The 13,096-nt window shown below is 65.2% G+C and carries 11 protein-coding genes and 1 pseudogene; 9 read left to right on the top strand and 3 right to left on the bottom strand.

Annotated elements, in window-relative coordinates; translation table 11 throughout:
- Together IT540_RS08870 and IT540_RS08865 are read right to left on the bottom strand one after the other, a co-directional pair.
- Positions 1–2,099: HAD-IIIC family phosphatase (locus IT540_RS08870; protein ID WP_291175978.1), on the bottom strand; the 2,099-nt coding region annotated here is incomplete at its 3' end.
- Positions 2,100–2,110: 11 nt separating this feature from the next.
- The gene (locus tag IT540_RS08865) at positions 2,111–3,334 is read right to left on the bottom strand and encodes an SDR family oxidoreductase (protein ID WP_291175976.1); all 1,224 of its coding nucleotides are present in this window, start codon (positions 3,332–3,334) and stop codon (positions 2,111–2,113) included.
- A gap of 176 nt (positions 3,335–3,510) precedes the next feature.
- Between IT540_RS08865 and IT540_RS08860 the strand changes: the two genes are divergently transcribed.
- From IT540_RS08860 to IT540_RS08820, 9 genes are all read left to right on the top strand, one after another.
- Positions 3,511–3,792 carry an acyl carrier protein gene (locus tag IT540_RS08860; protein WP_291175974.1) on the top strand — a complete coding sequence of 94 codons (282 nt, stop codon included), beginning with the start codon at positions 3,511–3,513 and terminating at the stop codon, positions 3,790–3,792.
- Between the two features lie 14 nt (positions 3,793–3,806).
- Positions 3,807–4,274: a 3-hydroxyacyl-ACP dehydratase FabZ family protein gene (locus tag IT540_RS08855; RefSeq protein ID WP_291175972.1), complete on the top strand. Its 468-nt coding sequence runs from the start codon at positions 3,807–3,809 to the stop codon at positions 4,272–4,274.
- Entirely contained in the window at positions 4,271–5,491 is a 1,221-nt protein-coding gene (locus IT540_RS08850) for a beta-ketoacyl-ACP synthase (RefSeq protein ID WP_366029558.1), read from the top strand. The genes IT540_RS08855 and IT540_RS08850 overlap by 4 nt, the downstream gene beginning before the upstream one ends.
- An 11-nt stretch (positions 5,492–5,502) precedes the next feature.
- A complete protein-coding gene (locus tag IT540_RS08845; RefSeq protein WP_291175970.1) occupies positions 5,503–6,786 on the top strand; it encodes a beta-ketoacyl-ACP synthase in 1,284 nt (427 codons plus the stop codon).
- 44 nt (positions 6,787–6,830) lie between these two features.
- Positions 6,831–7,895, top strand: a complete 1,065-nt coding sequence (locus tag IT540_RS08840; protein ID WP_291175968.1) for a zinc-binding dehydrogenase — start codon at positions 6,831–6,833, stop codon at positions 7,893–7,895.
- A gap of 25 nt (positions 7,896–7,920) precedes the next feature.
- Complete coding sequence (locus IT540_RS08835; RefSeq protein ID WP_291175967.1) at positions 7,921–9,141, top strand: beta-ketoacyl-ACP synthase; 1,221 nt, start codon at positions 7,921–7,923, stop codon at positions 9,139–9,141.
- 7 nt (positions 9,142–9,148) lie between these two features.
- Complete coding sequence (locus IT540_RS08830; protein ID WP_291175966.1) at positions 9,149–10,426, top strand: beta-ketoacyl-ACP synthase; 1,278 nt, start codon at positions 9,149–9,151, stop codon at positions 10,424–10,426.
- A 130-nt stretch (positions 10,427–10,556) separates the two neighbouring features.
- Positions 10,557–11,882, top strand: a complete 1,326-nt coding sequence (locus tag IT540_RS08825) for a porin (RefSeq protein WP_366029555.1) — start codon at positions 10,557–10,559, stop codon at positions 11,880–11,882.
- 99 nt (positions 11,883–11,981) lie between these two features.
- The gene (locus tag IT540_RS08820) at positions 11,982–12,503 is read left to right on the top strand and encodes a DUF2478 domain-containing protein (protein ID WP_291175964.1); all 522 of its coding nucleotides are present in this window, start codon (positions 11,982–11,984) and stop codon (positions 12,501–12,503) included.
- Between the two features lie 23 nt (positions 12,504–12,526).
- Here IT540_RS08820 and IT540_RS08815 read toward each other — a convergent pair.
- Positions 12,527–13,096, bottom strand: a pseudogene (locus IT540_RS08815) (lipid A oxidase); the annotation flags it as partial.

Genomic DNA, 13,096 nt, shown 5'->3' with positions numbered 1-13,096 from the left:
CTCGGCGTCGGGATATAGATGCCCCGGACGCGACGGACGCCGCGTCGCCTGAGCGCGCCGATCAGCGCTCCCAGGAAAGCGCGCTCGATCTCCCGCCCGATCACGCGGCAGCTCATGAGCAACGTGCGGATGGTCGCCTCGTCCCCGTCGATAGCGACCGTGGCGGCGACCACGATGCCGTGGTCTCCGAACCTGTCCGTAACCTTCCCAACAACCGCAATTCCGCTGGCCTCATCTGCGGCGATGCGCGCGATCTCTGCCTCGGTAAGGCGCTGCGTCGTCAGGTTGAACTGGTTGGTCCGCTGGTGCATCTGCGCTGCGCGCGCCAACGTCGTTCCGCGCACGAAGCTCATGACTAAGCGCTGCTCAAGATTTGCAAGATAAGCGTCGAGGTTCGCGGCCCCCGTCTTTGCGCTCCGCGCCTCGTGGCCGACGGCATAGAGCGCTGCTCGCGTCTCGTCCTCGGTGGTGAGGCGGACGGGCCAAGTCGCACTCAGGGAACGTAGCCACAGCGGTCGCTCGGCCGGATCATCCGGCAGCTCCGGAACCAGCACCTCCGGGCAGAGCTGCCGCATCGCCTCGCGCTCGTGCGGGCTGTCGTCGAGGAAGACGAAACTATCGAGCCCCAGGTTGAGCTCGGCGGCGAGCTTGCGGATGTTCTCGGGCTTCGGCGCCCAGTTTATGGCGACGGCCGCGAAGTCCTCCGGTCGCAACGCCATGCCAGGGTGGCGCTCGAATACCGACAATGCGTCGGCGTTGTTCTTGCTCAAACCAACGAGCAGAAGCCCCTGCCCCCTGAGCCGCAGGCACTCCTCCTGCAGCGCCCGAAACGCATTCCCCGGCGCATCGTGACCGCACGCCAGCCGCTCGATGCCGTCGTCTCCGAAGACGCCGCCCCACAGCGTATTGTCGAAGTCGATAGCCAGTACTTTCGCCGGCCCGCGTTGCGTGAGCCGCCACGCCTTGGCGAAGGCTCCGGCCAGAAGCCGAACTGCGTCGGCCGAGTAGGCAAGCCTACCATAGTACCACAGCCTCGGATCGCCGTGGCCGCGCGCGGCCAGCGGTGCGAGCGCGTGATCGGCATCGATGAGGACGATCCTGCTCGAACACTCCGCGGCTTCGAGGAGGCGCGCGTTCAGGAGATCGACGGCGCGGCGAAAACCGAGCGCATGCCGTCGATCCAGAAATCCCGCCGTTGGTGCTGATGGGATAGGAAGGGTATTAACGAGCAGCGGCACATGCGCCTGAGCGGCGAACGCATCCAATGCTTCGCCGAGGGTCTCACCGCACACGGCGAGCCGGTTTACCATCTCGGCCGATCCGAGCCGCCAGTCCCACGGCACGAGGCTTTCGGGATCGAGCAGAACGACAAGGGCATCCGTGTCATCCGGCGGGTTCAAAAGCTCGGTAAGCGCGCTCCCGAACGGGGCTTCTGTGATCTTTGCCCCCACGTCCTCGGCGGCAAAGGCCGGACCCAACGCCTCCATCAGCATCCATGTCGTCGATGTTCCCGAGATGCGGAGCCGCACGGCGGGAAGCTTCGCAATATGGGTGTCGAAAAGGTTGCCGGCGATCTTCAGGACGTGCGGTGCATGGTGGTACTGTTTGAGGGCCAGCCGAAGAGCGTCATCGTCCCAACTTAGCGCCATGAGCCGGCGCACCAGGGCCGCCGTGATGTCAGGGTCCAGGTCCGGGTCATGCGCCAGCATGGCAATTGCGAGCGCGATGGGCTCCCGCTCGTCAAGCTCCCCGGTCGCGTCGTTGAGTCGGTTCAGCGCCGCGAGGCTGGCGGGCAATGTCCGTGCAGCATCGCCCTCGAGTGTGTGGCCGGCGAGCAGCAGGGATTTTGCGAGCCATCGCGGGACCGCCAGGCACGCCTGCTCAAGCGACGACAACAGCAATTCCACCTTGAGCGGCGTAACCTGCGACCAGTCGATTGCCGGCAGGATGACGCGGTGACGCACACACTCCGGCGCGGCCGCGATGGCCGCCTCCACGATCTCGTCGATCTCACTCTGCGGGGCCAGCGCGGGAGGCAGCGACAGCCGATGTCCGCGCGCGCTGGCCTTCTGTTTCTTATTGAGAAAGGCCGATGGCATCCTGATTTTCCTCAGATCATATGCTCGCCGCCCGTGACGAGCAGATTTTCGCCCGTGATGAAGGATGCGTAAGGCGAAGCGAGCATGAGTGCCGCGCCTGCAACGTCCTCCGGCCTGGCAAGCCGCCGCAGCGGCGTGCGCGCGACTGCCATCTCACGCATACGATCGGGCACGTTGGCGACAAGGTCGGTCTCGACCATGGAGGGCGAGATTATGTTCACGCTCACCTCGTCCGGCCCAAGCTCCTGCGCTAGGTTCTTGCTCATCGCCAGCAGCGCACCTTTGGCCGCGACGTAGGGCAGCCAGTTGTGTGCCGTCCGGCCGAGGGCGGCCGACGACAAGATCATGATAATTTTCCCGCGTCGGCGCTTGAGAGCCGGGAGCGCCGCCTGCGTGACGCAAAAGGCGCTGCCGACGATCTGGTCGTAGGCAGCGGAAAGATCGGACCAGGCAAGGCGCGAGAACGGTGCCGACAGAATCTTCGGGCCAGCATTGTTGACGAGGATATCGAGGTCGCCCTCGGCCACCACCTCGTCCATCATCCGCGCAACATCCTCCTTGCGTGTGACGTCAGCATGGACCGCGCGGCAGGAGCCGCCGTCGTCCTGGATCTCGCGTGCGAGCGTCTCGGCGGCAATTCGGCTCTTGTTATAGTTTATCCACACCTTAGCGCCGTGCTGCCCAAAGAGGCGCGCCACGGCCCGGCCGATGCCGCGTGAGGCTCCGGTGACGAGCGCGATACGCCCGTCGAGAAGACGGGACGTGTCCTTGGGTGCCGCGGGGCGCTCCTTCTCTTCCTCCGGCTCGGTGAGCCGCAGCACCTTCACCGTCGCCGTCCCACGCATGACGCAATCCAGGTCCGAGCGCGCGATCTCGGTCCGTAGGGTGACGAGCCGCGTGTCCGGATCGATCGCCTCAACAGTGGCACATGCCTCCACAGTGTCGCCGATGAAGACGGGCCTCGTGAACTCGATGCTCTGCGAGACGTAAAGGGCGCCGCGGCCGGGGAGCTTCATGCCGACCAGCGTCGATAGCAGGCTGGCATGGAGGAACCCATGCACCACCCGCTGACCGAACTCGGTGCGCGCCGCGAACTCGTCGTCCACATGCAGCGCGTTGTGATCGCCGGAGAGGCGCGCGAAAGCAGCCACATCCTCCGCCGTGATCGTGCGGGCAAGGCGCTCGGTCTGGCCGATCTTCAGCGCCAGGAGGCGGTCTGATCCGCGCGGGCTCATGGATGGTGTTCGATCCGGCTGTCTGTGACCTGGCAAAGCGATAGCCGCCGCCAGCCCGCCCGGATTTGACTTCTGTTAAGCGGCCGGACCGGCGCCGCTGCTAGTAGCCGGAGAAGCCTGCGCGTCGGCCGGAAGGGGCGGCGCGGGTGGTGAGGTTGTCACTCCGGAGCATGCCAATGGCCTCAACCTTTGAAACCGTTGCCGGCATCATCTCGTCGAGCAGCGACGTTCCCTTGGAAAGGATTACCCCGCAGAGCCATGTGAAGGAAGACCTAGGCGTCGACAGCCTCGCGTTCCTCGATATTGCCTTCGAGATCGACCAGACGTTCGGAATTAAGCTTCCCGTCGAGGACTGGATCGCCCGCGTCAACGAAGGCAAGGACAAGGGCGATGACTACTTCATTGTCGGCCATCTCTGCGCTCAGATCGACTCCCTGCGCGTCGCCGCCGCCGAATAGTGTGGGCGGCGGCTATGCGTCTCGAATACTTCCAGATGCTCGACGAGATCGAGACGCTTGATCGAGATCAGGCGTCGCTCGTAGCGGTGGCGCATGTGCCATCCGAGAGCTCGGTTTTCGAAGGGCACTTTCCCGGTCATCCCATCATGCCGGGCGTGCTCCTGCTCGAGACCATGGCGCAGGCCGCCGGATACCTGCTCATGACGCTCGACGGCTTTACCCGCATGCCGTTCTTCGCTGGCGTCAAGACGGCGGGGTTCCGTGCCTTCGTGCATCCCGGATCGACGCTGAAGGTGAACGCGTCGCGCCTTCATGCGGGTTCGGGCTACGCGGTCGTATCGGCGAGCGTCCACTGCCGCGGCACACGCGTCGGCGATGCCCAGCTCACCATGCGTACCATGCCCTTTCCCTCTGACGCGCTTGCGCGCCACGTCCGGCGGGAGGGCGAGAGGTTGGGTCTTACGAAAGTGGAGGCCGGATGATGCGGAGCGCGCGCGATCAGGTCTGGATCACGGGCATTGGGCTCGTCAGCTCCCTCGGTCACGGCACGGCTGCGCATTGGCAGAAGCTCAACGTCCAAGGCACGCCGCGGCCCGTGATCGACCCGCAGCGCTTCGCGCCTTACACGATCCATCCGCTTGCGGGTATCGACTTTACGAAGCAGATTCCCCGCACCAGCGACCAGCGCCAGATGGAGCGGTGGCAGAAGATTGGTGTCTACGCTGCGGGACTTGCGCTGGCGGACGCTAGGCTTGCCGGTGACGCCCCCCTTCTTGAGCGCACCAATCTTTGCATTGCCGCCGGCAACGGCGAGCGCGATCTTGCGCTCGATGCGCGCATACTCGCCGCGGCTGGTCCGGGCGGCGCCTGGGGTGCATACCTCAATCAAGGTCTAACGGCGGGGTTGAGACCAACGCTTTATCTCGGGCAACTTTCGAACCTCCTCGCGGGCAACATCTCGATCGTGCATAAGGCAACCGGCTCATCGCGCACGTTCAAGGGCGAGGAGATGGCCGGCGTATCGGCCTTCGCCAATGCCGTCGCGAGGATCGAGGCCGGACAGGGCGAGTTGTTTCTCGTCGGCGGGGCGCTCAACGCCGAACGGGAGGATGCCTTGCTGGCTTGCGAGCTTGCCGGCGCGCTCTACAATGGACCTTACAGATCCGTTTGGCAGCGCCGCGAGCAAGGGGGTGGCCTCGTACCGGGGAGTCTAGGCGCCTTTCTCGTTCTCGAGTCCAGTGGGCACGCCCGTCAGCGGGGTGCGGTCCCCTATGCCCGCATTTCGGATGTCCTCTCAAGTCGCTCGCGGCGGGGTCCGGGAGACGCGTCGGCTGCCGCAGCGGGCCTTTTCAGCAGACTCAGGCTTAACCCGAAAGCGGGCGATCTCGGCATTCTCTCCGGCGCAAGCGGCGCCGAGCCTGCAACGGCGGAGGAGCGGCAGTTCATCGCTAGCCTCGCGCAACGGGGGGTGAATCCAATCGTACGAGCCTGGGGCAGCATGCTCGGGCATTCCCTCGAGGCGCATTTTATCGCTGGGCTCGCGCTCGCGGCTTTGGCCGTCTCAAATGAGGTCTTCTATCCGCCTTTCGACACGTCCGAGGTCGAGAGCGCGTGCGACGTCCGTCCCGACCGCATCCTTGTCACGACCTTCGGGCATTGGCGCGGCGAGGCCATGGCGCTGGTGCAGTCGGCATGGTGAGGGCGGCCGACATGGGCAGTCGGATGCTTGACCCCAAGGGCCGTTCGGTGGTGGTGGTCACCGGCATCGGCCTCGTGACCTCGCTCGGCATCGGCGTAAGAGCGTGTTGGGAGCGGCTTGTGTCCGGGCACTCGGGCGTGAAACCCATCAGCCGCTTCCCGACGGAGGGGCTCCGGACCACAATCGCCGGAACCGTCGATGATCTCGACGTCACGCCTCTGTCGGCTCACGATCTCTCGCTGGCCATGGCCGAGGTCGCCGCCAGCGAGGCCATCGCTCAGGCCGGCATCGGACGCGTGGGGCACTTTCCCGGCCCGTTGATCGTCGCGACGCCTCCATCGGAGCTCGAATGGCCGCACCTCAATCGGCTGGTCGAAGTTCCATCCGATGCAGAGCTCGCGGGTTATCAACGCATTCTTGCCAATGCCCGTAGCGGCGCGTTCGCCGATCTGGCGCGGCATGTCCGCTTCGCCGCTATCGCGGACAGCCTGCAGGAGCGGTTCGGCACTGAGGGTGAGCCGCTGTCGATCTGCACCGCCTGCGCATCGGGGGCGACGACGATCCAGCTCGGCCTCGAAGCCATCCGCCGCGGGCAGACCGAGGCGGCTCTCTGCATCGGCACCGACGCTACCGTGCATCCCGAAGGGCTGATCCGCTTCTCCCTGTTGTCCGCGCTGTCGACGGCGAACGAGGCGCCGCACAAGGCCTCGAAGCCGTTCTCGAAAAGGCGTGACGGTTTCGTCATGGCTGAAGGGGCTGGCGCCCTGGTGCTCGAATCCTACGATGCGGCGAAGGCCCGCGGTGCGCGGGTTCTGGCTGTCGTACGCGGCTGCGGCGAGAAGGCCGATGACTACCACCGCACACGCTCGCGGCCCGACGGCACCGCGATCATCGGCGCTATCCGGAAGACTCTCGAGGACGCCTGCGTTGCGCCCGAGGAGATCGACTACATCAACGCTCACGGCACCAGCACGCCCGAGAACGACAAGATGGAGTACGTGTCGCTCCATGCGGTGCTCGGCGACCACCTGGCTCGGACGCCGATCAGCTCGAACAAGTCCATGGTCGGCCACACGCTGATCGCGGCCGGATCGGTGGAGGCGGTCTTCTCGGTGATGACCCTCGGCACCGGCGTTCTGCCGCCAACCATCAACTACGACGAACCCGATCCGGAGCTTCCGCTCGACGTGGTGCCCAATGTCAGCCGGCCGGCCCGCGTCTCGACGATTCTCTCCAATTCGTTCGGCTTTGGTGGCCAGAACGTGTGCGTCGTCTTCTCCGAGGAGCCGGCATGAGGGGCGCGCGCAAGACTCTACAAGGATCGGAAAGGACCTTCAGCATGTACGGTAGCGAGGGCGTCCGGATGCGCCCGACGACGACGCGGGCAGCCGAGCTGCGCGGCCAACGTTACGTCGTGGTCGGCTCGGTGGACAACCCCCCGGAGCCCGGCCCGAACGAGGTGACGGTGCGCGTCCGCGCCGTCGCTCTCAACCACATCGACGTCTGGAGCTGGCGCGGCATGGCCTTCGCCAAGCGCACTCTGCCGATCGTTCTCGGTGCCGAGGCAGCCGGGGAGGTGATCGCCGTAGGCGATCAGGTCGAGCATCTGTTTCGCGGCGATTTGGTCGCCCTTTACGGTGCAAAGACCTGCGGTTCGTGCGCGCCATGCCGCGAGGGCCGTGACAATTTCTGCGAAGGCCCACCTGCCATGTACGGCTTTCATATCGACGGCTTCCTGCGCGAGCGCATCAACGTACCGGCCCGCATCGCCGTCAAGGCGCCGAGAAATCTTGAAGCAATAGCGGCCGCCACCGCGCCGATCACGTTCGGGACCGTCGAGCATATGCTATTCGACAACGCCCGCCTCGAAGCCGGCGAGACGGTGCTCGTTCATGCGGGCGGCAGCGGGATTGGGACGGCCGCGATCCAGCTTGCCAAGGCCGCCGGGGCAACCGTGATCACCACCGTCGGCAGCGCCGAGAAGGCGAAAAAGGCTGCGGCCCTCGGCGCCGATCACGTCATCAACTATCGCGAAGAGCGCTTCGAAGGACGGGTGCGCAAAATAACCGACCGCCGAGGCGTGGACGTGGTGTTCGAGCACGTGGGACCTGAGACGTGGGAAGGCAGCATCATGTCGCTCAAGCGCGGCGGACGGCTCGTGACCTGTGGATCGACCACCGGCGTGACGGCGCGCACCAACCTCTATCTTTTGTTCCAGCATCAGTTGCGACTTATCGGCAGTTTCGGATGCCGCATGAGCAACATGGCAAGCGTCATGCAGAAGATGGCCAAGGGCATCGTTGCGCCGACAATCGACAGCGTCATTCGCCTCGACGAGATCGATACGGGCCTAACGCGGCTCGAGGCGCGCGATGTGTTCGGCAAGATCGTAGTGACGCTCTAGCAAGCCGGAATCCGCGGTGAGAAGGATGGCGCATAGAAACGAGGTCTGGATCACGGGTGTTGGACTCGTGAGCTCGCTTGGCGCCGACGCCAGGGAGCATGCCGAGAAGCTCTTTTTGAGCGGCTCAGGCGTCGTTCCGATTATCGACGAGACGCGCTATTCGCCCTATCCCGTGCATCCCCTGGTACCGCTCGACTTTTCAAGCCAGATCTCCAGAAAGAGCGATCAGAAGCAGATGGAGCTCTGGCAGCGGATCGGTGTCTACGCCGCCGGACTCGCGTTGTCGGACGCCGGCATTGCCGGCGATGCCGCGCTGCTCGACCGCACGGATCTCGTCGTCGCGGCTGGGAGCGGCGAGCGCGACACCAAGGTCGACTGTGAGGTGCTGGAGAGGCTCGGGTCGCGCGAGGATGCCGCGCTGCTTGCCAAGGAGGTGCTGCCGAGTGCACTCCGCCCGACCCTGTTCCTTGCCCAGCTCTCCAACATGCTCGCGGGCAACATCTCCATCGTCCACAACGTAACCGGCTCGTCGCGCACGTTCATGGGAGAGGAGATGGCCGGACTCGCTGCGATCGAGAATGCGTTCCGCCGCATCCAGGCCGGACAGGCCGACCGCATCCTCGTCGGCGGGGCGCTCAATGCCGAGCGGGAAGATTTGCTGCTCGGCTACGAGATCGGCCACAATCTGTGGCGTGGTCCGCACCGGCTGGTGTGGGAACGTTGCGACGAGGGCGGCGGCTTCATCCCGGGCAGTGTCGGGGCGTTCGTCGTGCTGGAGGCGCGGGCGCACGCGGAGGACCGGAGCGCAAAGCCCTATGCGCGCATCGCGGCCGTGGAGACGGACCGTGCAAGCCGCGCGCCGGGACAGACTGTGCAAGCGCTGATGCAGCTTTTTGCGCGTCTCAACGCCGGCTCCAACCCAAGTGGACCTCTGCTCGCGCTTAGCGGCGCCAGCGGTGTCGAGCCAGCAAGCGGGGAGGAGCTGGTCTTTCTCGCGTCCCTCGCTGTGCAGAACCCGGAGATAACGGTGCGGGCCTATGGCAGCCTGCTCGGGCACAGCGTCGAGGCGCACTTCCCTCTGGGTATTGCGCTCGCCGCCCTGGCACTGGAGCAAGGCTCTGCGCCGCCTCCTTTCGGGCAGTCGGACATCGAGCGGCCGTTCTCCGGCTCGGTACAGCACGTGCTCGTGACCGGTGTCGGCCATTGGCGCGGCGAGGGCCTTGCGCTTCTCCAGGCCATCGAGTGAGGGGGTGATGAGCAACTCCTATCATGACACCAGGGGCCGCCCACGGGTCGTCGTGACGGGCATTGGACTCGTCACGTCGCTCGGGCGGGGAAAGGCCGACAACTGGACCGCGCTCGCCGCGGGGCGTTCGGGCATTCGGCCGATCACACGGTTTCCCACCGAGGGCTTGCGCACGGCCATCGCCGGCAGCGTCGACTTTCTGGATATCGGCGGTTATTCCGCTCCGGCCCTCTCCGCCGCCATGGCGCTTGCAGCTGGAGCCGAGGCGATCACCGAGGCGCGCATCGGGTCCCCTGACGCGTTTCCGGGGCCACTCTACCTGGCGACGCCGCCCGCCGAGATCGAGTGGCCGCAACGCTGGTCTCTCTACGATGCATCATCGGGCTCAGGAGAAACGGGCTACAAGCGCCTTCTTGCTGCTGCGCGCGCGTCAGAATGGCGGGAGATGCGGGCACTCTGCCCATTCGCAAGTGTGGCCGAGCGCGTGGCCGCTAAGCTCGGCACGCGGGGCCTGCCGGTCTCGATCTCGACCGCATGCGCATCGGGCGCGACGGCGATCCAGCTCGGCGTCGAGGCCATTCGCCGCGGCGATACGGACGCTGCGCTCTGTATCGGCACCGACAGCTCGGTGCAGATCGAGGCTCTGATCCGCTTCTCGCTTCTCTCGGCGCTCTCGACCCGGAGCGGCGCACCCGCCGAGGCCTCGCGGCCGTTCTCGAAGGACCGCGACGGCTTTGTGATGGCGGAAGGAGCTGGCGCGTTGGTGCTCGAGTCGCATGCGGCGGCTACCGCACGCGGCGCCGAAATCCTCGGCGTTGTGCTGGGCTGCGGCGAGAAAGCCGACGACTACCATCGCACGCGTTCCAAGCCCGATGGGACGGCGATCATCGGCGCGATCCGCAATGCTATCGCCGACGCCGGCATCGCTCCCGGCGACATCGACTACGTCAATGCCCACGGCACGAGCACGCCCGAGAATGACAAGATGGAGTACCTGTCGCTGCGGGCGGTGTTGGGCGATCATCTGGCGGCAACGCCCGTCAGCTCGAACAAGTCGATGATCGGTCACACGCTCTCGGCGGCAGGGGCGATTGAGGCTGCGATCTCTCTCCTCACGATTCGCCACGGCGTTCTGCCGCCGACTATCAACTACGCGATGCCGGATCCGGAGATCCCGATCGATCCTGTTGCGAACACAGCACGCGCGGCGCCGGTGCGGACGGTGCTCTCGAACTCGTTTGGTTTCGGCGGACAGAACGTTTCTCTGGTCCTCGGCGCACCGTGAGACGAGGACACTCTGACCTGGGTCAGGCGCGTCAATGACTTTTTCGTCCGGCTTGTCCGATAGTAAATGAAAAAATGAGTCGCGCTCTGCTCGCGGATGCAATCGGGGATTTTAAAAGGGGACCCGGGGGATGAAACATCACGTATCGACGGCCTCCAGGCTAATCCTGGCAGGCATGGCTGCCGTATTTGGGTTGGCTGCCGCAGTGGTCTCGCGCGCGACGGCCGCGGACCTTGACGGTGCCTGCTGCGCCGACCTCGAGGAGCGGATCGCCGAGCTGGAAGCCACGGCGGCGCGCAAGGGCAACCGCAAGGTCTCGCTCACGATCTCGGGTTATGTTGCCCAGGAGATCACGGTTTGGGACGATGGCGGCGAGAGCAACGCCTACATCCACAGTCTCGGCCCGACGCAAGCCACGCATTTCAAGTTCAATGGCCAAGCCACCATCATGCCGGGCTGGACGGCCGGCTATATGCTGCGCATCCAGGACCTCACCGGCAACGCGTTCACAGGCGGTTCCGACGCCATCAATCAGGTGAACGACACCAAGAACGACGACCTCAACGCTCAGATGGCGTTCTGGTATCTGCAGAGCGAGGATCTCGGCAAGGTCTCGGTTGGCAAGCTCGCCCACGCAGCCAAAAGCGCGGCCATGTTCACCGATCTCTCCGGCACACAGATCATCGACAATTATACGTTCCTGGCCGGCTTCCCGCAGTTCACGATCCGCTCTGGCGGCGATCTCAATCCGGCCGGGCTCACGTGGGGCCAGCTCGCATTCTGCTACGCGCAGTCCCTGCCGCTGGGCGGCGACTGCAACGGCATTGTGATGAACGGGGTGCGTTATGACACCCCGACCATCGCGGGCCTGTCCGTCTCCGCCTCTTGGGGCGAGGACGACTTCTGGGAGGTTGCTGGCCGCTACGCCGGCGAGGTCGCAGGCTTCAAGCTCGCTCTTGGCATCGGCTACTCGGAGATGCACGACGAGGCCACGACAGGCGCGGCCGTGTCGAGTCAAAAGGACACCCAATTCTTCCAGGTCGGGGGCTATGCGCAGCACCTCGCGACCGGGTTTTTCGTCCATGCCGCCTACGGGCATGAGGACAACAACGACACGCTGCTCCTGAACGGGAGGCGCGCCGAGAACGGCGAGCACTGGTATGTCAAGGCTGGCATTCGCCGCGCCTGGACATCGCTCGGTGCCACCATCGTCTATGGCGACTTTGCCCGCTACAGCGACCAGCTCGGCCCGGGCGCGCTTGCGCTCGGTGCGACGTCGAGCACGTTCGACCGTTTCGGCGGCGGCATTGCCCAGGAGATCGACGCGGCGGCGATGACGGTCTATATCAAGCTCAAGCACTATGAGGCTGAGCTCAGCGGACCGGCTCTCGCACCCGCAACCACCGATCTCGATGACGCCGATTTCGTAAGCGTTGGCGGACTTATCAATTTCTGAAGGCTGCCGCAGAGCGCATATGGCTTAACCCAGGTCAACGCCGACCGCCTGTGCGCCTGCTCCACTTCCGGGGCCGCATGAACGGCGCGGAGATAAGCAATGCATATCGCGGCAGTCCTGTACGAAGGTGACCAGGGTGCGACGGTGGATGCGCTCCTGGCTGACGTCGCCTATCAATTGCGGGGGAGCGGCTGGAAGCTCGCCGGCGTCGTGCAAGCCTTGGGCGCGCCCCGCAAGAGCCGATGCGAGATGATGCTCGAGGATCTTGCTACGGGCGCGTGCATCGAGACCACGGATCGTCTCGGCCCATCCGCTTCGGGATGCCGCCTCGACACGGAGGCACTTGAGGACTCCGCCGGCCTCGCGGCCTCGGCCCTCGATCCCGACACGCGGCTTGTCGTCATCAACCGCTTCGGCAAGCGTGAGACCGAGGGAGCCGGCTTCCGGTCCATGATCGAGAATGCGGTCGTCCTGGACGTGCCGGTCCTGGTTGGATTGAAACGGATGCATCTGGACGCGTGGACCCACTTCGTCGGCGGCGAGCCGCTGCTCCTTCCCCATTACCGGGATGAGGTCCTGCGGTGGTGCGAAGCGGCCGCTTCCGCAGGGCCACCCGCTTAGACGATGATCGCCTCGGGCTCTGTCTAGTGTGTGGCTGGCGCTCGCTTTAGCCAGTAGCCTGCACCGACGACAATTTGATGGGCCACGAGCGTTGTGCTGATCCGTCCAATCTTGGGCTCCTCGCCGCGCCACCACCGGCGCGCCTGTCGAAATAGGTCCCCCGGCATATCGAAGTTGCGCCAGGACTGATCGCCGGTGAGCGCGGCGGAGATCCAGGCGAGTGTGAACTTGTATTCGATGAAGTAGGCCATCTTTCCAGTCGTGATCTCGAACCCCGCCAGCACCTGCGCGGCCGGTCCCGCATACTGGTACTCGTTGGTCCGCACCTCCGTGCTTCCTCCGGGAAACCACACCTCGACGTGCGGCAGGGCGAAGCCCGCACCGATGCCGATATACGGCCGGATGCGCGGACTGATGCTGGCCAGCCGCATGATCGGGGTGAAAAGGAGCACGTTGTGTCCGTGTGTGAACTCGAGACGCTTGAAGACGTCCGTGAGCTTCACGAGCGGCGGCGCGGGCTCTCCCTTGAGCGTGCCCATCGTATAGGTATTCTCGATTACGGGATTTGCGAGCTTGCGGCCGTGGGCTCCCCT

The sequence above is a fragment of the Hyphomicrobium sp. genome (assembly GCF_020852195.1).
In the GTDB taxonomy this organism is placed as follows: domain Bacteria; phylum Pseudomonadota; class Alphaproteobacteria; order Rhizobiales; family Hyphomicrobiaceae; genus Hyphomicrobium_C.
The sequence above is the reverse complement of the archived record's forward strand: the minus strand, read 5'-3'. Positions and strand labels throughout refer to the sequence as shown.